At 55.7% G+C, this 24,594-nt stretch carries 17 protein-coding genes and 3 pseudogenes; 12 read left to right on the top strand and 8 right to left on the bottom strand.

The features are described 5' to 3' along the window. Positions 1-317 precede the first annotated feature (317 nt). From rlxS to KFK14_RS19300, 5 genes are all read left to right on the top strand, one after another. Positions 318-2,309, top strand: a complete 1,992-nt coding sequence (rlxS, locus tag KFK14_RS19320) for a relaxase/mobilization nuclease RlxS (RefSeq protein ID WP_212608817.1) — start codon at positions 318-320, stop codon at positions 2,307-2,309. Positions 2,310-2,644: 335 nt separating this feature from the next. Beyond that, positions 2,645-4,747, top strand: coding sequence for a catalase (locus tag KFK14_RS19315; protein ID WP_246524709.1), 2,103 nt, complete (start codon positions 2,645-2,647; stop codon positions 4,745-4,747). Between the two features lie 279 nt (positions 4,748-5,026). Continuing rightward, positions 5,027-5,164, top strand: coding sequence for a hypothetical protein (locus KFK14_RS19310; RefSeq protein WP_212608816.1), 138 nt, complete (start codon positions 5,027-5,029; stop codon positions 5,162-5,164). A gap of 76 nt (positions 5,165-5,240) precedes the next feature. Continuing rightward, complete coding sequence (locus KFK14_RS19305) at positions 5,241-5,444, top strand: hypothetical protein (protein WP_212608815.1); 204 nt, start codon at positions 5,241-5,243, stop codon at positions 5,442-5,444. Between the two features lie 401 nt (positions 5,445-5,845). Further along, positions 5,846-6,376, top strand: a complete 531-nt coding sequence (locus KFK14_RS19300) for a DUF1993 domain-containing protein (protein ID WP_212608814.1) — start codon at positions 5,846-5,848, stop codon at positions 6,374-6,376. Positions 6,377-6,519: 143 nt separating this feature from the next. Here KFK14_RS19300 and KFK14_RS19295 read toward each other — a convergent pair whose 3' ends face one another. Further along, positions 6,520-6,678 (bottom strand): Flp family type IVb pilin, encoded by a 159-nt coding sequence (locus KFK14_RS19295; protein WP_212608813.1) that lies wholly within the window; start codon positions 6,676-6,678, stop codon positions 6,520-6,522. Between the two features lie 244 nt (positions 6,679-6,922). Between KFK14_RS19295 and KFK14_RS19290 the strand changes: the two are divergent. Beyond that, positions 6,923-8,157: pseudogene (locus tag KFK14_RS19290) on the top strand (IS3 family transposase); the annotation flags it as partial. Between the two features lie 77 nt (positions 8,158-8,234). Here KFK14_RS19290 and istB read toward each other — a convergent pair. The 3 genes and pseudogenes from istB to KFK14_RS19275 all read right to left on the bottom strand — a co-directional run bounded on the left by istB (position 8,235) and on the right by KFK14_RS19275 (position 11,294). Continuing rightward, positions 8,235-9,013, bottom strand: a pseudogene (gene istB / locus KFK14_RS19285) (IS21-like element helper ATPase IstB). A gap of 78 nt (positions 9,014-9,091) precedes the next feature. Next, a pseudogene (gene istA / locus KFK14_RS19280) lies at positions 9,092-10,353 on the bottom strand (IS21 family transposase). Positions 10,354-10,997: 644 nt separating this feature from the next. After that, complete coding sequence (locus tag KFK14_RS19275) at positions 10,998-11,294, bottom strand: hypothetical protein (protein ID WP_212608812.1); 297 nt, start codon at positions 11,292-11,294, stop codon at positions 10,998-11,000. An 855-nt stretch (positions 11,295-12,149) separates the two neighbouring features. Here KFK14_RS19275 and KFK14_RS19270 point away from each other — a divergent pair. Together KFK14_RS19270 and KFK14_RS19265 are read left to right on the top strand one after the other, a co-directional pair. After that, positions 12,150-14,438 (top strand): glycosyltransferase family 4 protein, encoded by a 2,289-nt coding sequence (locus KFK14_RS19270; RefSeq protein WP_212608811.1) that lies wholly within the window; start codon positions 12,150-12,152, stop codon positions 14,436-14,438. Between the two features lie 26 nt (positions 14,439-14,464). Continuing rightward, positions 14,465-15,748 (top strand): glycoside hydrolase family 130 protein, encoded by a 1,284-nt coding sequence (locus KFK14_RS19265; RefSeq protein ID WP_212608810.1) that lies wholly within the window; start codon positions 14,465-14,467, stop codon positions 15,746-15,748. A gap of 12 nt (positions 15,749-15,760) precedes the next feature. On the opposite strand, the gene KFK14_RS19260 is transcribed toward KFK14_RS19265, so the two are convergent. Further along, a complete protein-coding gene (locus tag KFK14_RS19260; RefSeq protein WP_212608809.1) occupies positions 15,761-16,873 on the bottom strand; it encodes a glycoside hydrolase family 130 protein in 1,113 nt (370 codons plus the stop codon). Between the two features lie 196 nt (positions 16,874-17,069). Then, positions 17,070-18,980, bottom strand: coding sequence for an AsmA family protein (locus tag KFK14_RS19255; protein WP_485115789.1), 1,911 nt, complete (start codon positions 18,978-18,980; stop codon positions 17,070-17,072). Positions 18,981-19,166: 186 nt separating this feature from the next. Between KFK14_RS19255 and KFK14_RS19250 the strand changes: the two genes are divergently transcribed. After that, positions 19,167-19,349: a hypothetical protein gene (locus KFK14_RS19250; RefSeq protein WP_212608807.1), complete on the top strand. Its 183-nt coding sequence runs from the start codon at positions 19,167-19,169 to the stop codon at positions 19,347-19,349. 146 nt (positions 19,350-19,495) lie between these two features. Here the strand turns inward: KFK14_RS19250 and KFK14_RS19245 are convergent, their stop codons facing one another. Continuing rightward, positions 19,496-19,747, bottom strand: coding sequence for a hypothetical protein (locus KFK14_RS19245; protein WP_212608806.1), 252 nt, complete (start codon positions 19,745-19,747; stop codon positions 19,496-19,498). Between the two features lie 64 nt (positions 19,748-19,811). Then, the gene (locus tag KFK14_RS19240) at positions 19,812-20,063 is read right to left on the bottom strand and encodes a hypothetical protein (protein WP_212608805.1); all 252 of its coding nucleotides are present in this window, start codon (positions 20,061-20,063) and stop codon (positions 19,812-19,814) included. A gap of 191 nt (positions 20,064-20,254) precedes the next feature. Here KFK14_RS19240 and KFK14_RS19235 point away from each other — a divergent pair, with 191 nt between their 5' ends. From KFK14_RS19235 to KFK14_RS19225, 3 genes are all read left to right on the top strand, one after another. After that, the gene (locus KFK14_RS19235; RefSeq protein WP_212608804.1) at positions 20,255-20,971 is read left to right on the top strand and encodes a Crp/Fnr family transcriptional regulator; all 717 of its coding nucleotides are present in this window, start codon (positions 20,255-20,257) and stop codon (positions 20,969-20,971) included. A 219-nt stretch (positions 20,972-21,190) separates the two neighbouring features. Next, a complete protein-coding gene (locus tag KFK14_RS19230; RefSeq protein WP_070157120.1) occupies positions 21,191-21,358 on the top strand; it encodes a DUF1328 domain-containing protein in 168 nt (55 codons plus the stop codon). 402 nt (positions 21,359-21,760) lie between these two features. Next, positions 21,761-24,553 carry a PAS domain S-box protein gene (locus KFK14_RS19225; protein ID WP_212608803.1) on the top strand — a complete coding sequence of 931 codons (2,793 nt, stop codon included), beginning with the start codon at positions 21,761-21,763 and terminating at the stop codon, positions 24,551-24,553. The last annotated feature ends 41 nt before the right edge of the window (positions 24,554-24,594 follow it).

Below are 24,594 nucleotides of genomic sequence, written 5' to 3'. Positions count from 1 at the left end.
ATCGGATCCCGGCGCTTTTTTGCCCTCGGCGCGCGCAAGGGCGACAGGACAGGAAGCATATGAACAAGCGGCCTGGGGGCCGAAAGGGAGTGGGTGGCGGAAAGGCGGCGTAAGGCAAGATAAAGCTATGGCACTGGCCGCGCGTTAAGTGATTGTCTGCACATCTTTTTTTAGGCGCTATTTTGGCACTGGCTGCCAGAGGACAGTGCCATATCCATAAGAAATGGCGGATGTCCGCCACAGACGGTGGCACCGCTTTTTGTGGTGTGCAGGCTGAGCCATGCTCGCGCTGATAGAGGCACGGAAGCGCACTGAATATGGGCGATGAGGAGGATTTTACGCCGCACCTTGGGCGGCAGCGCAGCTATGGCGGCGCGCGCGGCCCGCGCTATCTGGGGCGAATATTGGCCGCCGCCAATCTGGCGCGGGGCGGCGCTGCAGGCGGTCAGAACAAGCGGGGTTTTTCAGGCAGCCGGACCGGGCGCGGGGCAGGGGTGGGAAGGCTGCTAGCGACCCGTGGCAGAGTGGCCGCCAAGGGCGCGAGACGGGTCATCGTCAAGGCGCGGATCGTCAGGCTGTCGGGCAAAGGGGCAGCGGCGGCTGTCGCGCACCTACGTTATCTGCAAAGAGACGGCACGACGCGGGAGGGCGAGCGGGGAACGCTCTATGGCCGCGAGAGCGACACGATCGATGGGGCGGCTTTTACCGCGCGCGGCGCGGGCGACCGTCACCAGTTCCGCTTCATCGTCTCGCCTGAGGATGGCGCGCTCTATGAGGATCTTAAACCCCTGACCCGGCGGCTGATGGCGCGGATGGAGGAGGATCTTGGCACCCGCCTTGACTGGGCCGCTGTCGACCATTTCAACACCGGTCATCCTCACAGCCATATCATCGTCCGTGGAAAGGACGATCGTGGCGGCGATCTTATCCTCGCGCGCGATTATCTCACCACCGGAATCCGCGCGCGCGCCGCTGACCTCCTCGCGCTGGACCTGGGCCCCAGATCATCGCGCGAGATCGCTGCAGGACTGCGGCTTGAGGTCGAGCAGGAGAGGCTGACATCGATCGACCGGTCCTTGATCCGCGGCGCGGACGCTGACCGGGTCGTTGCCGCTCATGGGAGCGATGGCTTCGACCAGGCGCTGCGATCGGGTCGTCTCGCCAAGCTTGCCCGCATGGGTCTGGCAGAGCCGCTTGGTGCTGCGCGGTTCAGGCTGGCGCCCGATCTTGCCGATACGTTGCGGCAGGTGGGTGAGCGGGGCGATATTATCAGGACGATGCAGCGCGCCTATACGCGTCTTGGCGCCGAACGGTCGCTTGCCGATCAGGTCATTTACAATCCAAAGGCGCCGGGCGCGGGGCCGCTCATTGGTCGGCTGATGGCGCGAGGCCTGGCTGATGAGCATGCCGACCGCTATCATATCATTGTCGACGGCCTAGACGGCCGCAGCCATTATGTCGCGACCGGGACCGGCGCCGCCCTTGGACAGGATGTCGAAAGCCTGCCGATCGGCGCCATAGTCGAGATATCCCCGGCGCAGGCCGAGGTCAGGCAAGCCGATCACATGATCGCTGTCATCGCGGCGGGCAATGGCGGCCATTATGATATTGAGGCCCATCTGCGCCATGACGCGAGAGCGACCGAGACCTATGCGCAGACCCATATTCGCCGTCTTGAAGCGTTGCGCCGGGCAGGGGTTGCCGAGCGGGAGCCGTCCGGGCGATGGATCATCGCTGAGGATCATATTGCGCGGGTTGAGGCCTATGAGGCGAGGCGGGTCGAGGCGCGGCCGGTAGCGGTCAAAATCCTGTCGGCCTATCCGCTTGAAAAACTGCTCGACATAGAGGCCGCCACCTGGATCGATCGGGACCTGGTAGCGGGCTCGCCGTTACCCGTGCGCGACGCGGGATTTGGCGCGGCGCTGCGCGATGCGCAGGCGCGCCGCAGGCAATGGCTCATCGCGCAAGAATTTGCCGAAAATGGTCGAGACGGGATGACCTTCGCGCCCAACATGCTGTCAGCGCTGCAGCGCCGGGAATTGTTGCGTGTCGCGAAAGAGATTACCAACGAGATCAAATTGCCGTTCCATGACCCTAGAAATGGCGCACAGGTCGATGGTGTCTATCGGCGGTCTCTCGACCTTGTCAGCGGGCGCTTTGCCGTGATCGAACGCGCCTATGATTTTACGCTCGTGCCGTGGCGTCCTGTGCTGGAGCCTCATATCGGCAAGGCGGTATCCGGGATCATGCGGGGCGACGGCATCAACTGGACTATCGGGCGTGGGCGAAGCGGACCCTCGATCAGTTGAGTGGAAGACAAATTTGCGCTGGAACATTCAATAGGCGCGATAGCGTTTTTCATCGCTACGGATTGAAGGCCTGCACAGGCAGTTTCGGCAAAGGCCGTTGATGGCTTATCGCCGCCTTTTGCGAAACAGCAGACTTTGTGTGAGTGGCAATGCCTGACTTTTGAGCATGTGGAGCAAACAATATTTTCCTCGTGCGTCACCTATGCGTTCTTGAAGCGTTAGCAAAATGCGATCCGAATGTTTTGGTCCAAAGCCTGGAATGTTTGGCGACCCGCCTTTCAATGCTCAGTCATATTGGCATAGCGAGAGGTGGCCCCGATCTGATTGATTGATATATGCAGAAAGGAAAGCCCGTAATGGCTAAGGCGCTTAAATCCGGCGGCAAGTCTTCCGGTGGCGAAACCCATCAGACCGCTGAGGATTTGGCTACCGCTGCCCTGACCACAAATCATGGCGTTCCGATCTCCGACAATCAAAACAGTCTCAGGAGCGGATCGCGCGGGCCAACGCTACTTGAAGATTTTGTCTTGCGGGAGAAGATTTTCCATTTCGATCATGAGCGCATTCCCGAACGAATCGTCCATGCCCGCGGAACTGGCGCGCATGGCATCTTCGAGGCAACCGACGATATCTCAGACTTGTCCAAGGCGGCAGTGTTTATAAAGGGCGAGAAAACGGAAGTGTTTGTGCGCTTCTCGACCGTCGCCGGCGGGGCCGGATCGGTCGACACGCCGCGTGACGTGCGCGGTTTTGCCGTCAAATTCTACACGCGCGAGGGCAATTGGGATCTGGTCGGCAACAACATACCTGTGTTCTTCATTCAGGATGCGCTCAAATTCCCGGATCTTGTCCATGCCGTGAAGATGGAAGCCGATCGCGGCTATCCACAGGCTGGCAGCGCGCACGACACTTTCTGGGACTGGGCGAGCCTCATGCCCGAGACCACCCATATGCTCATGTGGGCGATGTCCGACCGCACCTTGCCGCGCTCGTTCCGGACGATGGAAGGGTTCGGCGTTCATACCTTCAAGCTTGTGAACGCCCAGGGCAAGACGAGCTTCGTCAAGTTCCACTGGAAGCCGCGGCTCGGTCTGCAATCGACGATCTGGGACGAGGCGCTGAAGCTCCAGGCGGCTGACAATGATTATCAGCGCCGCGACCTGTTCGAAGCGATCGACAGCGGCGATTTTCCCCAATGGGATCTCGGCATTCAGGTCTTCGACCAGGCATTTGCCGAGGCTCAGCCCTATGATGTGCTCGATGCGACCAAGCTTATTCCCGAAGAGGATGTGCCGGTCCGCCTGATTGGCACGTTGACCTTGAACCGCAACGTCGACAATTTCTTCGCAGAAACCGAGCAGGTTGCGTTCCTGCCGTCAAACATCCCTCCGGGCATCGACTTTTCGAACGATCCACTGCTGCAGGGTCGGCTGTTCTCCTATCTCGACACCCAGAATTCGCGGCTCGGGACGACCAATTTCCACCAGATTCCGGTCAATGCGCCGCGCTGCCCGTTCGGTAACTTCCAACGCGATGGCAAGATGCAAACCATGGTGCCCAAGGGCCGCGCCAATTACGAGCCCAACAGCCTTGCCGCTCATGGAGAGGAAGGTGGCTCCCGCGAAAGCCCAACGACCGGCTTTGCCACGGTGGATGCGGCGACGGGTCCTGAAGAAAGCGGCGAGAAGCTGCGGGTCCGTTCAGAGACCTTTGCCGACCATTACAGCCAGGCGCGGCTGTTCTACCGCTCGCAAACGGAAAGCGAGCAGGCGCATATCGCCTCGTCCTTCGTGTTCGAACTGTCGAAGGTCGGCCTGCTCAACCAAGTGCCGCCGCGCATGGTCGCCAACCTGCGCAACGTCGATGAGGATCTTGCTCGACGCGTCGCCGATGGGTTGGGCATAACACTGCCCAAAAAAGCACCTGCGGCCAGGGCGCCAATTGACATGGACCTGTCCGATGCGCTCTCGATCCACAAGAATATGAAGAATACGCTGGAAGGTCGCGCGGTGGGTATCCTTATCGCGGACGGTACCGATGCTGCCGAACTCGATGGCGTGATCGACGCGGTCACAAAGGCCAGGGGCAAGGCGGTGATCGTCGCACCCAAGGTCGGCGGCGCGAAGCTCAGCGACGGCTCGGTGCGCAAGGCCGATGGCCAGCTTGCCGGCTCGCCGAGCCAGATCTTCGATGCAGTTGCAATTGTCCTGTCGCAGGAAGGTTGTGAAGGGCTCGTAAAAGAAGGTGCTGCAGTCGAATTTGTGATGAACGCCTTCGGCCATCTCAAAGCGATCGGTGCGAGCGAGGCAGCAAAGCCGCTGCTCGACAAAGCAGGCGTAATGCCGGACGAGGGTGTGGCCGGGCTCGACAAGAAATTTGTAACAGCAGCAGCCCAGCGCTTCTATGCCCGGGAGTCCTTGCTTCGTACGCTCACTTGATCATGCGACGCCATTAGAGTTGAGCGGCGACCCGCGCGAAGGGAACTAGGCTGAAGGCTTGGACAGCAGGTTTAGGGCCTGCCCTTGGCCCAGGGGCATCTTATTGTATCTTTATGGGACAAAGTGTTTCTCCTGATCCAAATCAAGACAGCTTGTCGAATTGCTGTCATTCTCCCTTTAGCCGCTCACCAGCCCCTCGGCCGAGCATATGGCTAGGCCCGGCAGGCACCCGCAAGCCTGCTGGGCCGACCTACGCCACTCTATATGAGGTGACGTGCAATGACAGAAGATATTGGATTGCTGGAGACGATTGGCGTCTCCATTCTTGTTACTTTCATTTATCCCACGATCTGGGCTTGGCACCGGGCTGCCGATCTAGCCGAAGCGCTCGATTTCGAAGATCGCAGTTTGAACTGACCGTCGGTCGCGGCCACACTGCTCGGAACGGAACAAGCAGGCGCGAGTTGTCAGGCAAACGGCTTTGGAGAGAGCCATGCCCGCCCAAAAAGCTATCATAGCCTGCCATATGTCAGATCGTGATCTGATGGAGGCGTGGCTCCTCATTCCCACCGATGATGTCCTTTCGGCCTTCGATCATGAGGTCGCTGACGAAATCGGACGTCGCGCGATTAGCTCAGGCAATTATCCCCAGCCTCAAGATCAGGCGAGTCGCCGTCGCCTGTTTCGCTTTGAGTAATGGAAGATATCGGCTTCCTTAAGGCAACGCTGCGCGAGATCGTGAGTGCAGCCTGGTTTCCTTTTGCATGGGCGGGAAGGCTATTTCGTCTCCAGCGTTAGGGTAACCGCCTTGCGGAACCATTCTTCGCGATGAGCGGGGAGGAGGCCTGTGATCCGATATTCCACCCCTTCATGCCAGTGGATATCGCCTTCCCGTGGCGGGATATGCTGCATCCACGTCATCGTCAAAACCAGTAGTTCACGGGATTCGCTTGCCAAAACATATCCTCCGGTGGCGCTGATAGGGTTCTGAATTGGACGGCTCAAGTGCATGGGCGCTTAGAATGCTCGCATGCTGGACAAACCAGCCTATGGGCTGCAAACCGCCTTTTCATCATCGGTCTTCACAGAGAAACGGATATGCCTTTCAGCTTCTATGCCGCGATCGTGCCGCCGTTTCAGAAGATGCTAAACAATCTCAATGGCCTTCTTTGTAAGGCGGAAGCTTATTGTGATACGGAAAATCTTCCTCCCGAAGATTTGATCTATGCGAAGCTGGCTCCGGACATGTTGCCATTCGCTTATCAAATCAAATCGGCGGTAGTTCATTCATCTGGAGCGATCGCGGCTGTTTGCAAGGGCGTGTTTTCCCCAGATATGACCGAGCCGCCAGGCACCTTCGCAGGCCTGAGGCAGCGGATCGAGGACGGCCAAGCCATATTAGCCGCAATCATAGCCGACGATTTTGACATGCTGCCCGGCCAGCCGATGCGGTTTCAGATAAAGACATATCGGGCGGATTTTACTGCAGACACATTTCTACTGAGCTTTTCAGTACCCAACTTTTATTTTCATGCCACGACAGCCTACGACATTCTCCGTGCTAAGGGCCTGACCATCGGGAAGGTCGATTATATCGGCCAGCTGCCGCTTCGAAAAATGACTATATGATCTAAAAATAGGCCGCGTGGCTTTCACGAAATTCTGCGGCGAAAAAGACCCCGCGCCACTCAAGGCCGCGGGGCAAGGGGAGGACGGACAATGATGTGCCCGTCTCCATATAGCGACATCCACACAGAACGGTTCCAATGTTCTCACATATTGTTGGCGACTTTGCTGTAAGTATTTTTAAGCTTGGTACCGAGCTGGCTCATGGCGGTGATAGCTGCAATGGCAATCAAAGCCGCGATCAGTCCATATTCAATGGCTGTCGCACCCTTGTTCGCGCTCGCTAATTTTAAAAGTCGACGCATTTTCCATGCCCCCGGTGCATATTCCGCGAAATTTATGAACATAAAGCATTGAAAAAACTATAATTGATCCAGATTGCTTTTCGGTGCTGCTATCCTTTAGGGGCCGGGTTACTTCCGTTTCTATACATTGGCCGCGAAGCTTGCGGCCGCAAGGGCATCTGTCCCCCGTCAGCACCTATGGCACAGATTTGAGGTTGTGATTTAAGGAGGATTTGGGCTTCGTCGTAGTGACGAAGGAACGAAGATGAAGCCCAAATCCTCAAGCACCAAAAAGCCTGCCGAGCAGGTCGTAAAGGACATCCGCCGCAAGACCCGTCGGCACTTCTCTGCTGAAGACAAGATCAGGATCGTGCTCGATGGCCTGCGCGGCGATGACTCCATTGCCGAGCTGTGCCGCCGTGAAGGGATCGCACAGAGCCTGTATTACACCTGGTCCAAGGAGTTCATGGAGGCCGGCAAGCGTCGTCTGGCTGGTGACACTGCGCGTGCTGCGACCACGGACGAGGTGAAGGACCTGCGCCGTGAGGCCCGTGATCTGAAGGAATGTGTGGCCGATCTCACCCTGGAGAACCGTCTGCTCAAAAAAAGCATGATCGCGGATGGGGGAGACGACGAATGAGATACCCTGCATCCGAGAAGCTGGAGATAATCCGGATCGTCGAGCAGTCGCACCTGCCCGCCAAACGCACGCTGGACCAGCTCGGCGTGGCACGGCGCACCTTCTACCGCTGGTATGATCGTTACCTTGAAGGTGGCCCCGAGGCGCTGGCAGACCGACCATCCGGGCCGAGCCGGGTGTGGAACCGCATCGGCGAGGATGTCCGGCAGCAGATCGTCGAGATGGCGCTGGAACAGACCGAGCTGTCCCCGCGAGAACTGGCGGTGCGCTTCACCGACGAGAAGCGCTACTTCGTGTCCGAAGCTACGGTCTACCGCCTCCTGAAGGCCCACGATCTGATCACCAGCCCGGCCTACACCGTGATCAAGGCGGCAGATGCGTTCCACACGCAAACCTCCCGCCCCAACGAGATGTGGCAGACCGACTTTACCTACTTCAAGATCATAGGATGGGGTTGGGTCTATCTCTCGACCGTGCTCGACGATTACTCGCGCTACATCATTGCATGGAAGCTCTGCACCACCATGCGAGCCGAGGACGTCACTGACACGCTCGATATGGCACTGGCAGCCTCAGGCTGCGACCACGCCAATGTGCTGCACAGGCCCCGCCTGCTCAGCGACAATGGCCCCAGCTACATCGCGAGCGAGTTGGCCGAATACATCGACGCCAACAAGATGAGCCACGTGCGCGGCGCACCCTTCCACCCACAGACCCAAGGCAAGATCGAGCGCTGGCATCAGACGCTCAAAAACCGTGTGCTGTTGGAGAATTACTTCCTGCCGGGCGATCTCGAACAGCAGATCAAGGCCTTCGTCGAGCATTACAACCACCAGCGCTACCACGAGAGCCTCGACAACTGTCAACGGGCACCGAAGATTCCGCAAAAGTGGGCATCTAAAATTCCCTAGTTTGGCGGGAGGGTTGGTGTCGGTGATCAGCCGTGATGGAGATCGGGCTTTTCCTTTGCTGGCGGGCGGCCGCGCCGTTTCGGCAAGGGCGGTGGGTTGATGGACGGTGCCATGCGCGCATGCTCGGGCAGCAGGTCGGCGTGCTGTCGCATGCGATAGCTGGAGCCCTCGATCTGGACGACCACAGCGTGGTGAAGAAGGCGGTCGAGCAGCGCGGTGGCCACCACCGGATCGCCAAAGACATCACCCCATTCGGCGAAGCCGCGGTTGGATGTCAGGATCATGGCACCCTTTTCGTATCGGGCGTTGACGAGCTGGAAGAAGAGATTGCCGCCGCCGGGCGTGACGGGAAGATACCCGATCTCGTCGACGACGAGCAGGGAGGATCGGCATAGGAAGCGATCTTCTCGCGCAACGTGCCCTCGCGTTCAGCCTTGGTCAGTGAAGCGATCAGATCGGCGAGCGGGATGAAGTAGACGCTCTTGCCCGCCTTCACGGCCTCGACGGCAAGGGCCGTGGCGATATGGCTTTTCCCGGTACCGGGCGGGCCCAGCAGATGCACCACCTCGGCCCGGTTGATGAAGTCCAGGCCAGCGAGCGCCAGGATGCGGTTCCGGTCGAGCGATGGCTGGAAGGAGAAGTCATATCCGTCCAGCGTCTTGATGATCGGCAGCCTTGCCATGCGCAGGGCTGCCTTGATCCTGCGGTTCTCCCGGAGCGACAGTTCTTCGTTCAGCAATATGTCGATGGCCTCGATGCCATCGATTTTGCCCTGCTCTATGCCGCGCAGGGTGGCGTCGAGCATCTCCAGGGCGCGTGGGCATTTTGAGATGGACCAGGCTGCGGCGGATATTATCGACGCGGGATGCGGCACCCCCATGGTTCATGGCCGTTCTCCCCGCGCCAGTTGGCTGCCGATCGCTTGATAGATGGCCAGGGAGCGCACGGTGACATGCTCGCCTACACGACCGATGGCGATTACCTCTTTGCCATGGATACGGCGCTTGGCGCCGCTGCTGCCTGTCCGGTGCGCAGGATCGATCCTGTACTGCCGGCGCCCCTCAAGAACCGGGTGCTCGGCAATGACCTGGCCCAGGTCTACGATCCGGATCTTGTCGGGCAACTGCTGGATTTCGACGACGCGCCGGGTGCGATCGGGAACGCTGTAGTAATTGCCGCCGACCGAGACCATCCCATCGTGGCTGACGCGGCGCTCCAGCTTCAGAACAGCGTCAAAGCGGCCCGCCGGGAGCAGCTGCAACTCAGGCTGCTCGGCGGCGAAGGCTTCAGCAATAATCCGCTGCGTCTGCCGTGGACACGGACGTTGGCGACGGTATCGAGCCAGTCGATCAGCTGGACATTGAGATCGTCCAGATTGCGGAAGCTCCGGCCCAGGAAGAAGTCCTTGCGGATATAGCTGAATGGCCGCTCGACCTTTCCCTTGGTCTTGGCCCGATAGGGACGGCAGGCGCGCGGCACGAAGCGATAATGCCCGGCCAGAGCCAGCAATGATCGATTGTAGATGATGTGGCCCTGATCATCTTCCCCGGTCACAGCGGTTTTCATGCGATCGTAGAGGATCTCGATCGGGACGCCGCCGAGCGCTTCAAAGGCCTGCATATGACAGCGCAACAGGCTTTGGAGATCCTGATGCATGACGTAGCGCGCAAACAGGAAGCGCGAATGTCCCAGCACCAGGCTGAACAGCCAGACGATCCGGCTGACGCCGGGCTCATCGGTAAATTCGACGACGAACCGGGCAAAGTCGACCTGTGCCTGCACGCCAGGCGGCGTCTCGAACCGAACCTCAAAGGGCTTAGGCCCGTTTTCCGGCCGGATCGCTGCCAGGAACCGCTTTACCGCGGTATAGGCGCCCATATATCCCAGCTCACGGATTTCCCGCGTCAGGCGCGCCGCAGTCAGATCGGGAAAGGCCGTCACTCGCTCACGCAAAAATTCCAGATAGGGTGCCAGTTTGTTCGGTCGACCCAGCATGCGAGGGCCGTAAACCGGGGCCTCGATGCCCCGTTCGATATATTTTCGGATGGTCTTGGGATCGCGACCAGTGCGTCGGGCAATGGCGGATATCGATACACCCTGCCGATGTAGTTCGAGGATCATCATCAATTCTCCAAGTCGGATCATCGGCCCCGTCTCCGCGTCTGCAAAGGAGATGAGGACAATGTCGGCTCATCTCATTCTGCCGGGGCTAGCCCCGGCAGAATGAGATGAAGGGGCCACCAACTAGGGAATTTTCAAAGCCCACTTTTGCGGAGAATTGCACGACCGATGACAACAACGTCACACCCGCCGATGCCTACTTCGGCAGGGCTGCTGCCATCATCAAACGAAGAGAAAGGATCAAGCGAAAGACACTCGAACATCGGCGCTTGCAACACCGCAAGCTCGCCGCCTAAACATCAATCCAAGACGAGGCCCACACTCCGCTGATCTACGCCGCGAGTTGTGCCAAATGTTCTGACGACAGACAGGGCATCGACGAAAATGCTCCAGAGGCGTCAAAAAGAAATCGGCGCCTGAAATGGTCCATGATCTTTTGGACCGACCTGGACGCTGTCGACATGTCTTTCGCTCCCAGCGATCGGGGCAGGGCAGCCAATATTGCTAAATGGAACCATAAGGAATGCTGCTGGTTAATCTCGCTCCAGTCTGCGACCCGATTGGATTGACCTAGCGCCTCGCCATCCCATAGTGGTGAGGCGCTTTCTTTTTCGATTATCTGTGAGGCTTGGCGTTTGGAATAGCCGCATTGTCCGAGGGTGAGCGCTTCAGTCACAATAGCCTTGTGACCCTATCTTGACATCTTTGGCGGCGGCGCGGCCCATGTCGAACCCGTACCGATAGGCTGACGTGCCTTCAGGCAACTTTATGGCTGGCAATTTTGGAATGCTATCAGGCTTGATTGACTGCCAGCCATCGATATAGCCATCAAAGAAATTATCTTTACTCATCTTGGCCTCCGGTGAGGGGCCAAAATAGCAGATGGCCTGAGGCTTGGCCCAAACCTGCTTTAGTGAGACGCAGATTGAACTTAAAATTTCTACGCCGTTGCTGTAGGCTGACATTCGGCCGCCAGACACCACGGGCAGGGGACCGCTGGCGGTCAAATATTTCGATTTTAAGGTGGTCGAGAGCTTCTAGGCCGCAGCGTACAGGCTTCGGCTATGGGCCAACCCTTCTTGATCCGATCCTTGAAGGCGCCGCGAGAAATGCCATTCTCTAGCGCCACCGAGATGGCTAGGCGGCCATCTGGCAAGCGAAGTTCGTGGCTTCTGGACATCTAACGCCAACAGCCAAGAAGGAGCCATGTTCCCACTGCCGCATAAACAGTTGCGATAAGATATTGATCTCAATCGTTGCGTCTATCCGGATAACCGTCATGATGGTTGGAACAGATGATTCGGGGGGCCTTCGGAAGTCGCGGTTCGAACTCTAAGTTACATATTTCGCTTTGCAGGCGAGGCTGTCAGACAGAGTGCGGCCCGTCCGCCATTTCATCAGGCTTGGGGGCATTTTTACGGCCAGAGTCTACAATGATGGCCAATTATCAGCGACTTCGGGATGAGGCTCCATATCAAACCCCAGCTTGTCGCTTCGAAACTTTGTTGATGGTAACTTTTAGCCGGCAGCTCAGATAATAACGGATTTTAATCTTGTCTCATCACTGATCGGCCTAAACTCTGTAAGCATCCATATGCGCGCGATCAACATTTGGCATGTGGCTAGGCCCTTCGAGATAAGATTCCCTCGCTCGCCAACTCAAACACACTGATCAAAGTTAATGATATAGCAAGTTGCTGTTTTCGCTATCATATTCCATTGTGCAGCGCCGCAACTTTTCGGGCCACGAATGGTTAAATCCCAGATCCGCTTTTTATGACCTCTTCGAGGCTGGCGGCTGCTCCGTTCAAAGGTCCTATATGAAGCACCCACAGTCTGCCGAATTTCAGATAATTCCGCATCATATTGCGATGATTGGCAACAGCACCCCTCGCAAATGCGGCATCGCCACATTCACCACCCATTGCAGTGAGGCTTTAGCGAAGCAATTTCCGGACATGTCCGTGGACCATTATGCTTTGGATGATGGCCTGGGAAATTTAGTCTATGCTGATGATGTCAAATTGATCGCCCAGAATGACCTCATTTCATACGCGGAAGCAGCGAGAGAAATTGAGGAAAGTGGCGCACAAGCCATTTGGCTGCAGCATGAGTTTGGCATTTTTGGCGGTGCGGCGGGTGACATGATCTTGCACCTGCTGGCAAGAACAAAGCTTCCTCTCGTTACGACCCTTCACACCATCTTAGAGAATCCTAACCCAGATGAATTGCGTGTGATGAAAGCGCTGCTCGCCCGATCTGATCAGATCATTGTGATGGCTGAACGTGGCCGAGAGATTCTGCGGAACCATTATCAAGTCGACGACACGCGCATCTCGCTCATAGTTCATGGTGTCCCTGATCGCCCCTATGTCGAGCCAGCAGCAATCAAGCGTTTACTGAATTGCAGCGGGCGAAGCGTAATACTGACCTTCGGTCTGCTTGCACCGGATAAAGGGATAGATGCGATGATCCGCGCCATGCCGGCGATCGTCCGCGCTCATCCCGATGCGTTTTATGTCGTACTTGGCGCAACCCATCCCAACATTGTCCGTGAGCAGGGAGAAAGCCTGCGCCAGTCGTTGGAAGCATTGGCAGGTGAACTTGGCGTTGACGGAAATGTCGCGTTTATCAACCAATATGTCGAACAGGATGAATTGCTCGATTATCTCCAGGCTGCAGATATTTATATCACGCCTTACGTCAATCCGGCGCAGATCACATCTGGTACCTTGAGCTATGCCATAGGGATGGGCAAGCCGGTCATCTCTACTCCCTATGTCCATGCAACTGAAATATTGGCTGATGGCCGTGGCATCCTCGTTCCATTTGGCGACAGTGAGGCGATGGCCCACCAAATCTGTCATCTGCTGACCGATCAAAATATACGCAACGGTTATGCCCGCCGCGCTTATGCATATGGCAGGGGAATGATATGGAGCGAGCTTGCAAAGCGTGTAGGCCGATGTCTGGCTCAAGCCATTTCTATGCAGCCTGCACGTCTGGCGCCTCGACGTAATTACTCCATCATGGAGCCAGACTTATCGGCGATTTTACGCATGAGTGACGGCACTGGCATGCTTCAGCACAGTATCCTCTCTGTGCCTGACCGCAATCATGGCTACTGTATAGACGATAATGCGCGCGCCTTGATTTTGATGACGCAAATCGCATCCCATGATGACGAGGTGCATGATCGCTGGATGACCACATATGCTAGCTTTGTGGAACATGCGTGGAACCCGCAGGCAGGACGTTTCCGGAATTTCATGGCGTTCGATCGAACGTGGTGCGAGGAAGCTGGCTCGGAGGATAGTTCGGGTCGCGCAATATGGGCCTTGGGCGTGACGGCCCGGGATGCGACACTGCCAAAACATCGTGAATGGGCCGCGCATCTTTTTGACCGTTCGATCGGTATGATACGGTCGCTGACTTCACCGCGCGCGCGGGCCTTTATCATGCTGGGAGCGGCCGCGATGCTGGAGGCGCGTCCGGACGACAGTCAATGTCACGACATATTATGTGAATTCGGTTCGCAGCTGATATATCTCCTGGAACAGGCCCGGAGACCGGACTGGGCGTGGTTTGAAGCAGTGCTTGCCTACGATAATGCGAGGCTGCCCCATGCCTTACTCGTGGCCGGTAAGCAGCTCAATAATCACGAATTTATCGCGTGCGGCCTTTCGACATTAGACTGGATCGTAGCGCAGCAGACAAATCCAGATGGTCATTTTCGAGCAATTGGTACCGAAAGCTTCGGTCGATCTTATAGTAAGCCCTTGCCTTTTGATCAGCAGCCGCTCGAAGCTCAAGCGACGATCGAAGCAGCAGTCGCCGCATATGAGGTCGACAAGGCGGCCAAATGGATAGAGATCGCGGAAAATGCCTATAGCTGGTTCTTGGGTAAGAATGAGTTGGATATTCCGCTTGCCACTGCGAATGACGGCGGTTGCTATGATGGCCTGACGCCCACAGGCGTCAATCGAAACCAGGGTGCTGAATCGCTTCTTGCGTTGCAACTAGCATCCTGCGCGATGAACAGGCTTTCCCGCACCCTGTCAGACGTGGCACATGAAGCTGCGCCGGAGGTTGCCCCGGCGTCCGCTTAGCGATCAGGACTGCACGGGGTAAAACATTGCCAGCAATTAAGACTTTGCCGCTTCGCTTGAATGCAGATCCTTCGCGGGTAGTCGTGAGGCCTTTTCATTTGGGCTGGCATGCTAATGGATCGGGACCTAGCCGGACCGAGCGGATCGTGGCCGCCGTTCTGGCGATGTCAGAGCGTGAAACCCAGAAACAGCTCGCACATGTGTTGACGGACTTCGAAGCCCGGCACTGGCAAACGCGACGCGTGTTCATGACTCGCTATGCTGAAATTGCTGCGGTTTTGAAACTTGAGGACAGGCAACTGAGCGACGCGCGATGCCAGCTTATCGGCGCCTATTTTTGCCATGAATATAGCTATGCCGCCGCCGCGTTGATGAACCCCAGCGTGGTACCTCATCCTGATCAAAGTGGAATGCCGCGTGATAGTTGCCGTATCGTCATGTCCTTGCGAGCAGTGGGGGAAGGGCATATCAGTTCCATCGCCTTTCGTGAGGGTATCATAACCCATAGCGGCGATTTTCAATTGGCGACTGAGCCCCCCTTTGCCACCGCGGCCGACGCACAGGAAGCTGAGGACCATATTCCCGAAGGCCAGGTCACTATCTTTCGGCATAAGGATAGTACCCTGTCTGGAACGGTGATATTTCCGATCACTGATGCCCAGGCAAATGGATTGGAAGATTTGCGGCTCGTTGAATTTCATCACGAAGATGGCCGCAAGGAATGGCTGGGCACCTACACTGCCTATAACGGCCGTCAAATTCAGTCTGAAATGATGCGGACTTCCGACTTCCGCACCTTTGACCTGCTACCCATGACAGGCAGCGCCGCGCGCAACAAAGGCATGGCGCTCTTCAGTCGGCAGGTGAACGGCAAATATATGATGATCGGCCGGCAGGACGGCGAGAATCTCTATCTCATTACGTCTGATAGTTTGACGGATTGGGGCGAGGGCGTACAAATTCTGACGCCACAATATCCTTGGGAATTGGTGCAGATCGGCAATTGTGGCGCCCCGATAGAATTGGATGAGGGCTGGCTGCTTCTGACACATGGCGTGGGCGCCATGCGGGAATATTCGATCGGCGCAGCGCTTCTTGACAAGGATGACCCATCCAAGGTCCTCCGCCGATGCAAAGAACCGATCCTAAAGGCGTCCGAGGATAATCGGGAAGGCTATGTTCCCAATGTCGTATATACCTGCGGTGCGATGAAGCACGGCAACAACATCTTCATGCCATATGGCGTGGCAGACAGCTCGGTCGCCTTTGCCTTTGTCCCTATAGAAGAAATGCTCGCGCTGATGGAATGACGGGCATCGGGATCAATTCGTAAAGGATGTTTTTGGTATATGGGTGATCCGGCAGGCAAGGTCTGCCTCGCCGCTTGCGACAATGAAATGGTCACCAGCGTCAGCTATCCCCGTCGTAAAAACGATATCGCGCAGATATATGCGATGGGCCAATGGCTGGATCAGCATGTCATTTGGCTCGAGTATCGGTTTATGATCAGTGCGGAGAATGAGACTGGGGTTCTTGCCGTCTAGCAGTGACCAATAGGTGCGATATGTGCCCACGCCGTCATTAGGTTCGACCCCATGCCACAAGCTAAGCCATCCGTCTTCAAACCGAATTGGCGGTGCGCCGCCGCCGATCCGCATTGTCGTTGCTGCATGCGGGCGAATTCCCGGGTTTATGTGCGGTTTCCAGTGAAATGCGTCATAGGAAGTGGCCAAATTGATCGAGGGTCCCGCACGCCAGGGACTGTCAGGAGGATAGGCGAAATAGAGATCGCCTAACGGGCGCGTTTGCGCCCAATACATGCCATCGATTTGGCCTTCAAATATGAGCATGTCTTTGTTCTGGTGGTCGAGGACGATACTTTCAAATTTCCAATCGAGAGCATTGGCGGAGCTGTAAAGGCTCGTAGCCTGTCGCTCTGGGCTGACCGAGCAGGTGGTCATTAGCCAGCGTCCCTCGACATTGCTAATTCTCGCATCCTCAACGCCATAACATTGCCAATTTCCGGCTGGAGCGATTATGCGATCATAGTGCACTGCCTCGACACGCAAGCCATCAGGGGACAATTCAACAGGGAGCAGCCAGGACATGGATGTCAAAGCCAAAGTCTTCCAGTTGGCTTGGTTCAAGCTGAATACTCTCGGGTCCGATATATCTACGCTATCGAGGGGCCAAGCGTCGCATACATAGCTCCCGTCAGCAAAACGGATGCTATGAATATATCCATTTTCTACGGGGTTTCGTAATGCTTCGGCAATGCGGACCATTATCAGCAAATTGCCATTCCCCAATCTTGTCAAACCAGGGTTGAACGCGCCGAGCACATAGGTCTCGCGATCGAGATAGCCCGCCAAGGGGGAATGCGAGAGATCAACATCCTCTGGCCCAAATATCAACTGATCGACGGGAAAGCGCAAAGTTTATCCTAGGAATCTTGAGGGATGCCGATGATCTTGCGACGTTGGCGGATGAGGACCGCACCGTAAGTCTTTATCCAATTCGGACGGGTGATAGCGCATTTGCGGCCGCCGCATGGAGAATGCCGATGAAGATATAACATGAACCAAGCAACGCTCCACCTTGCGAGGAGATGCAATTCACCAATCATAATAATCAGAGGATATGGTGCGCTAGCGCACCGCAATCCTTCACGGCTGGCGCCTTCTGAACCGAAGCCTGGTCCTTTTTGCCCATACCCAAAGATTGGCCGATGGACTTGCCGAACGCCTTGAGAACTGAACCAGGCGTGATCTTGCTTCCCGGCGGTGTTCCAGCAGCGCTAAGCGAGGGTGCTGAAAAGCTCCCGCCCACGGCGATCGGATCTACAAGGCGTAACGCGCTTGGATCTTTTGATCGGCCCCTAATCGTCAGAGCGATTCTTTCTGATGCGAGAGAGATTGTTCCTCGTCCTTCACCTGTGGAAATGGCAGTATCGACAATGAAAGGTGATGGAGTCATCACGCCGCTTTTTGCATCAAATGCCACAGCAAGGCAGCGAAGCGGCACATCGGCATCGCGCTCTTTTAGTGCTGTCCCGATCGCTTTCCCAAGATCTTGACCCAGCACTGCCGCAAAGATGCGCTTTATTGTGCCATCCTCTACAAACAGACCGGCACGACCATCCGATTGCGACAGCGCGTCACGAATTGTGTCGCCAACTCCGGACAATTTCACGCGTCCGCGCAGCGGACCGGTGACGTCGGTTGAGCCGACGAGCGTTTCAATGCGACCATTTTCAAAGGCCAGATCGATTGAAAGCCGAGGGTGTTTGACATTGTCCTGCTGGTCGATCTGCACATTGCCACGCATTTGTCCGCTCGACATGTCTGCGACAATATTGCTGACCTTCAAAAGCTTGCTCTCTAGGCTGATCACACCTTTGAGCGACCGGAAGGCAGAATTTGGCAGGAGTAATTTGTCAGCGCGAAATTTGATGATCCCGTCAGTTGGTCCCACTTTCGAAATGTTGATCCTTGTATCTGGTATCACGCGTTTGCCAATTTTCGCTTCAATAGCCCGCGCTTCCGCCTGGCCTTTCATGTCTGAAAGATCGTCAAAGTCCAAAGCGGCAAAATGCACAACAGCATCGATCTTTGACCGTCCATCGCGCTTGAGCACTGAAGCGCGCGCGTCTAGCGGAGAGCGACCAATGCGCCCCCTCAAGCGATCGACAGACCAATCCCGGTTCTCATGTCGAACTTTGGCCGTAAAATCGATGGGCCGCGAACCAAAGAGGCCTGCCTCGATGATATCATCGAGATATTGAAGGCTTGGTGCCTTTGCATGGATGTCTAAGACCATCGAACGGGAATTCAACGGACCGTTCATTCGGCCGCGGGCAACAAGGTTGAGTAGCGATGAGGCCATCTCCACTCTGATCGGATAGGTCTCGCTGTCGGCACGGTCCATAAGCCTGCCACCCGCTAATCGGAATGTGGCAGGCGCATTATGAAAATGACCTCGCGCCTCAATACGCAATCCCCTCTCATCTGATACAAGAGACCCTTTCAGCTCGAGAGAACGCTTGTCGTCTCGCAAAGACATCTGCCCTTCAGATATGACAAGTTTTGTAAGTTGATTGGGCTTGGCGCTGGAACTCGCCTCGGTTTCCTGACCTTCCCAATTCGACCGTCCGTTAACATCGCGGATGAGGTCAAGCTTTAGACCGTGCGCGACCAGGCTGTCAGTTTGAACCCCGCCGCTCGCCAATGATGCCAATATGGGGACACGCGCCTCAACCCTTCGCGCCCGAACCATCTCCCCTTTTCCGGCCCATGGCGGCTGAGCAATAGCTAGATCATCGATAAAGATAGTGGGCGCTAGCGACAACCATTCGCGGCGTTCGATCCTACCAATCGAAACTTTGGCGCCCAGGCTGCTCTCAAGCAGCGCCTCTATGGGAGCCTTGAGCACAGCAAGAGGAAAAGCTGCGAGGATTAACAGGATCAGGGCGGTAAGGGCACCCAAAGCCACCACACTCCAGACGATCCAGCGCTGTCTGCTTCCATCCGGTCCCGTTATCATCGCTATTGAACGCGCGCGCCGCACTTGTGTTTCGCAAGGCGCGTATGTCGATCCCAAAGCAATATGTTACTGGGTGCAGATATTCATAATCGTACTGATCCTGATCAATTTGCGGACCTTATGAGGATTTAGAGCACTTTTGTCTCGGTCACGATACGACGTTACCAAGCATAAAAGGAGAGTTCCATGAGCATCAAAGGTGAAGTCAAGGAAGCCGCCGGCTACATAAAAGAAGAAGCCTATGAGCATGGCAAGTCGGCAAAATCGCGTGAGAAAGCGCAGGAGGGGCGCGATCTTCGCAACGAAGGGCGGATGGAAGATGGCAAAGCCCCTAAAACGGCTGAACCAGGTAGCCAGAAGCGCGGCTGATGTTACGAACCCCCGCTACGGCGGGGGTTCTTATGGATTTGTTTGTGTGGATTGAAGACAATTTTTGGTTCGCAGACTTTGCCTGCATCCTTAGTTCGAAGAAACTGTCTGCTATATAATTCTGAAACAAAATAGGGCGTCTCCGGCTATTCTGCTGGCTCACAGGTCAGTTCCGAGACAGGGGCGACCATGCCTGATACATTGGCCATTCTTCCCATTGTCCAGTTACGATGCATACGAACCTTGGGATTGGGAGCGCACCAGATTTCGCCCGTGTCGTTGATGGCGGTAACCCAAATCAAATTATGCTCCTGACCATAGTCGATCACGGCAAAAGCGTAACCAGAACCGCGATCGATAATATCGACCGGAATAGGCGGATTTAGCTGAGTGAACATATATCGCTCCTTTAGCGAGGAGACGATCCAAGGCCGGTCAAGTTTCGCATACTGATTTCGATCATCACGAATCTTGGTCGTGTTTGATGACAGGCGCGCCTCCTGTGCGCTGGTCATCGCTCGCAAAGCCGGATTCTTTCCTGACTTGCTTCGCCAGTTGCTTGCGGGCCTCTCCTGCCGCCTCGATCAGCCGGCCACCCGTTTCTTCTGCAGCATCTGCCGTCAACGACATTGCAATGCCATTTGGGCCGCTCACTTGCACCTCTCCCCGGTCCGCAACTACATCACTGGGCTCGTCGTGCAGTCGGCTGTCCATGTCGTCCTCATCAGCAGCACTAAAGGGGGCTGTTAGAGCGAAAAAGGGATGTGGAGCATTCTGGTTCCCATTCCCACTAATCAAGATTAAACTCCTTTTGGTCCGTTTGATTTGTAATCTCAGCCGCTTGGACTCACGCGAAAAGTCACATTAAGATGTCTCGATGATGGATATCGCAATGAAGCCGATTCATGCTGCTGGATGATTTTTTGCGAGGGAGAAGGCGCGACCGGCTCTCGCATGATGACCTGGAAATCCTTGAAGCGTCAGTGAGCCACGTCAAGGATCTCAACGCGCGATCCACGTTGATATCGAAAGGCGAGCCTGTCCAGTTCAGCACCTATCTCATTGACGGTTTCATGTGCCGCTACATGGATGACCGCGATGGCGAACGGCAACTGGTCGCTGTGCATGTAGCTGGCGACTTCGTCGATCTGCATGGCTACCCCCTCGAGCGTCTGGACCATGACATTGCGACACTTACTGCATGCCGGGTCGCTCTCGTGCCCCGCGACCGCATCAACTGGATTATGGAAGAACGGTCAATCCTTGCCAAACAACTATGGTTCAGCACGCTCCTTGACGCCGCCATGCATCGGGAATGGATTTTCCGCTTGGGCCGTCTCGATGCGGTCAGCCGTGTCGGCCATTTCTTTTGCGAAATGGAGGCAAAACTACGTGCTGTCGGTAGAAGCGACGGGCAGATGTTTACTTTGCCAATGACTCAGCCTGATCTGGGCGAGGCTTGCGGCATGACATCAGTCCATATGAACCGCATGCTCCGCGAACTCAAAGAACGCCGACTTATGAGCTTTGCTGCCGGTAAAGTTATCATGCATGATCGCGCCGCTCTTGCAAAACTCAGTGAATTCGACCCCTCCTATCTTTTCATCGAAAGCGCCGCCTAGTTATTGCGATTTGCGGACAGGGAGAAGTGCCTGCCCAACTCGCGCATATATGCAGCTATTCGAGGTCACCGATGGACGGCCAGAGAGCTGGGAGACATCCTCCTCGAAACGATTATACATTCCTGCGTAAAAGATGTGGAACATTGGTTTTGCCCACAGGTTCTGAAAACGGCGTACCTCGACTGGAACGACGCAACGCTTTCGGAATGGAGACACTTTATGTTTCGATGGGCCATAATATTTGCCGTTGTCGCAGTGGTCGCTGCGCTTCTGGGTTTTGGAGGTGTGGCAGGTCTTTCTGCGGACCTCGCGAAGCTTTTTCTGGTGGTAGCCGCTATTGTCTTGGTGATTGGCTTCCTATTTGGCCGCGGAACGAGAGTCCCCTGATCAGTTCGCGTTTATTAGATTAGGATATATCAAGAAACCGTACGAGCACAACAACTGAGAAAATGTGAAACGGCGCTTATTGCGCCGTCTCACGATTTACGCGATGATACGTGGACTCCCGTGTGTTTTTCAATTGAAAGGATTCCTCCATTTACATTGACTATTAATGTGTAATTGTGATCCGGCATTGCATATAGGGACACGAATACATTGTATCTTTCCGGTGGAAATATTGACGCATCCCATTTAATGGTATTTTTTCTTTGGTGGACGTGGTGCTTAGCTCTTGTTTGGAAACGAGTGAAATTAGGAAACTTCAAGCAATCATGATCGTTTGAACAAGGAACGCGCATCTGCTGAAATTGGCAGCGCCTAGACAGTCACGGAGCGGCGCGGCGCGCAATGAGCAACGGTATTGCTGACATTTTTCCTGGCACAAGCGAGATGGCTCGTGTCATGCGTGAGCATGATTGGAGCGCAACGCCACTCGGGCCGCCCGCCCAATGGCCCGAGGCTCTCAAAATTCCGCTCAGGATGCTACTCACGACGCGTTTTGAGATGTGGCTCGGCTGGGGTCCAGATCTGCATTTTTTCTACAATGATGCTTACATTCCTACCCTGGGCATCAAGCACCCCGCTATGTTGGGCCATCCGTTTCGTGAGGTATGGTCTGAAGTCTATGATGAAGTGGCTGAACAAGTAGAGGTTGTACGCAAGGGGGAATCCACCTGGAATAAGGCGCTCCTCCTTCTGCTCGAACGAAGCGGCTTTCCTGAAGAAACTTATCATAGTTTTTCATATAGCCCGCTGCATCAGGCAGACGGCGCGGTTGGCGGGTTGCTTTGCATCGTCAATGAGGAGACGGCTCGCGTGATTGGCGAGCGCCGCTTGGAAACGCTTCGTCAGCTAGGTCTTTCTCTTGCAGGTGTAATCAATTTAGAGGGTCTCCGCGATGCAATAGCGAAAACTTTCGCCGCCAATCAGCGCGATTTTCCTTTCGTGTCGCTTCGTCTCGCTGATGATGAGTTGGGCGTGGGCGATGGCCTTTTTAAACAAGCACTTTCAAGCCTGCCGGCGCAATTCCCCGAGGCCGGAGAGATAATTTCCCTACCCGTGCAAGGCATGTGGCCAATGGGAGAATGGGACCGTCCGCCCGAACAGGCGGTCGCCATTGCCGTCCCTGGCGTTGTGGGTGGCTCCCATGCTGGTCATCTTCTGCTTGCACTGAACCCCTACCGCGGGAGTGATCAGGAGGTTATTAATATCGCCCGGCTCATTGCCGGCCAAATAGGTGGCTCTTTGGCGAACATCATGGCACTTCAAGCGGAGCGTCGTCGCGGTGATCGCGTGTGGAGCGTTTCACGTGACCTTATGGTGATCGTCGACTCCAACGGTGTGTTTCGCGCGGTAAACCCCGCTTGGACCCGCATCCTAGGTCATTCGGTCGATGATGTTGTTGGCCGCCCCTTTAGCGACTTCATGCACCCTGACGATCTTGCAGCTAGTAGCGATGCTCTTGCCCAAGCGCTGGGCGCACAGGAGCTAAACAATTATGAGAATAGGTTTCTGGCAACCGATGGCACTTACCACAGCATCCAGTGGCATACGACGCTAGAGGGCGGGCTCGTCTACGCTTATGGGCGCGACGTAACGGATCGTCGTTTGGTCGAGGAACGGCTGAGCGTCAGCGAGGAGCAATTCCGTCACCTTGTGCAAGGCGTTACCGACTATGCAATCTATATGCTCGATCTGGAGGGGCATGTGTCGAGCTGGAATGAAGGAGCTCGCCGCATTAAGGGATATGAACCCGAAGAAATCATTGGGCAGCATTTTTCGCGTTTCTACACTGACGAGGACAGAGCGAGTGGCGAACCAGCTCGGGCGCTTGAGACAGCGCGTAGCGAGGGCCGCTTTCTTGCTGAAGGCTGGCGTGTACGTAAAAACGGCGAACGGTTCCGCGCGAGCGTAGTAATCGACGCTATACGAGATGATGACGGTAGGCCGATCGGCTTTGCAAAAATTACCCGAGACATCACCGAGCGGGAAAAGGCCCAGTTCGAGCTGGAGGTTGCACGTGAAGCGCTTTTCCAGTCGCAGAAGATGGAAGCAATCGGTCAGTTGACGGGCGGTGTGGCGCATGATTTCAACAATTTACTGATGGCCGTTATGAGTAGCCTTGATCTGCTTCGTAAACGCCTGCCGGATGATCCGATGGCGCAAAGATTGCTCAATAACGCCGTCGAAGGCGCCAAACGTGGCGCAACATTGACGCAGCGCATGTTGGCCTTTGCTCGACGGCAAGAGTTGCAGGTCGATCGCGTGGACGTTCCACAATTGCTTTCGAATATGAATGATCTTGTTCAGCGGTCGATTGGACCTGAATGGCCGATCTCAACTCATTTTCCACTTAAGCTTCCCGCCGTGCAGGCTGACGCCAATCAGCTCGAAATGGCCTTGCTCAACCTTATTGTGAATGCCCGGGACGCAGCCCCATCTGGTGGCCCTATTCAGATATCGGCCACATGTGAGACGCTCCAATCCAATGCAATTTCTGATTTGCCCGCCGGCAGCTACATCCGGCTGGTGGTCAAGGATCGCGGGGCGGGTATGGATGCAAACACACTTCGAAGAGCGACTGAGCCGTTTTTCACGACAAAGGGTGTAGGGAAGGGAACGGGTCTAGGGCTACCAATGGTGCACGGGATGACGCAACAAATCGGCGGAAAATTTGAACTACTTAGCAAGCTTGGTGACGGGACAAGCGCCGTGCTTTGGTTGCCCGTCGCCAGCGAACCCGCGTGCGAGGCAGTAAACTCGGAACCAGGAAATGAACCGGTACAAATTCGATCGCTTCGGATTATGGCGGTGGATGATGACGCGCTTGTGCTGATGAACACCGCAGCGCTTCTAGAGGATATGGGGCACGAGGTCATCGACGTGAATTCTGGGGCGGCAGCACTCGACATTCTCAAAAGTCGCGATGACATAGATATTCTGATCACTGATCAGGCCATGCCAAATATGACCGGGGTCGATCTCATTGTGGCCATCGAAAAAGTGAGGCCAAGCATGCCAGCAATCATCGCTAGCGGCTATGGCGAAGGCGTCGCAGTGCCAGGCCGCGAGATCGTTAGACTTAGTAAGCCGTTCAACCAGATGCAATTGGCAGAAGCGATTGCAGAGGCTGTAAATTGAAAACAGCCGTGATCATCGGCATTTTTGTTGCAATAATCGAT

The organism is Sphingobium phenoxybenzoativorans, from assembly GCF_018286635.1.
In the GTDB taxonomy this organism is placed as follows: domain Bacteria; phylum Pseudomonadota; class Alphaproteobacteria; order Sphingomonadales; family Sphingomonadaceae; genus Sphingobium; species Sphingobium phenoxybenzoativorans.
Note: the sequence above shows the minus strand (reverse complement) of the source record. Positions and strands in the feature narration are given on the sequence as shown.

Excerpts from the sequence above, each read along its gene's own strand:
- rlxS (WP_212608817.1), top strand. The coding sequence starts at position 318 with ATGGGCGATGAGGAGGATTTTACGCCGCACCTTGGGCGGCAGCGCAGC.
- KFK14_RS19315 (WP_246524709.1), top strand. The coding sequence starts at position 2,645 with ATGCAGAAAGGAAAGCCCGTAATGGCTAAGGCGCTTAAATCCGGCGGC.
- KFK14_RS19310 (WP_212608816.1), top strand. The coding sequence starts at position 5,027 with ATGACAGAAGATATTGGATTGCTGGAGACGATTGGCGTCTCCATTCTT.
- KFK14_RS19305 (WP_212608815.1), top strand. The coding sequence starts at position 5,241 with ATGCCCGCCCAAAAAGCTATCATAGCCTGCCATATGTCAGATCGTGAT.
- KFK14_RS19300 (WP_212608814.1), top strand. The coding sequence starts at position 5,846 with ATGCCTTTCAGCTTCTATGCCGCGATCGTGCCGCCGTTTCAGAAGATG.
- KFK14_RS19295 (WP_212608813.1), bottom strand. The coding sequence starts at position 6,678 with ATGCGTCGACTTTTAAAATTAGCGAGCGCGAACAAGGGTGCGACAGCC.
- KFK14_RS19275 (WP_212608812.1), bottom strand. The coding sequence starts at position 11,294 with ATGTCAGCCTACAGCAACGGCGTAGAAATTTTAAGTTCAATCTGCGTC.
- KFK14_RS19270 (WP_212608811.1), top strand. The coding sequence starts at position 12,150 with ATGAAGCACCCACAGTCTGCCGAATTTCAGATAATTCCGCATCATATT.
- KFK14_RS19255 (WP_485115789.1), bottom strand. The coding sequence starts at position 18,980 with ATGATAACGGGACCGGATGGAAGCAGACAGCGCTGGATCGTCTGGAGT.
- KFK14_RS19250 (WP_212608807.1), top strand. The coding sequence starts at position 19,167 with ATGAGCATCAAAGGTGAAGTCAAGGAAGCCGCCGGCTACATAAAAGAA.
- KFK14_RS19245 (WP_212608806.1), bottom strand. The coding sequence starts at position 19,747 with ATGTTCACTCAGCTAAATCCGCCTATTCCGGTCGATATTATCGATCGC.
- KFK14_RS19240 (WP_212608805.1), bottom strand. The coding sequence starts at position 20,063 with ATGGACAGCCGACTGCACGACGAGCCCAGTGATGTAGTTGCGGACCGG.
- KFK14_RS19235 (WP_212608804.1), top strand. The coding sequence starts at position 20,255 with ATGCTGCTGGATGATTTTTTGCGAGGGAGAAGGCGCGACCGGCTCTCG.
- KFK14_RS19230 (WP_070157120.1), top strand. The coding sequence starts at position 21,191 with ATGTTTCGATGGGCCATAATATTTGCCGTTGTCGCAGTGGTCGCTGCG.
- KFK14_RS19225 (WP_212608803.1), top strand. The coding sequence starts at position 21,761 with ATGAGCAACGGTATTGCTGACATTTTTCCTGGCACAAGCGAGATGGCT.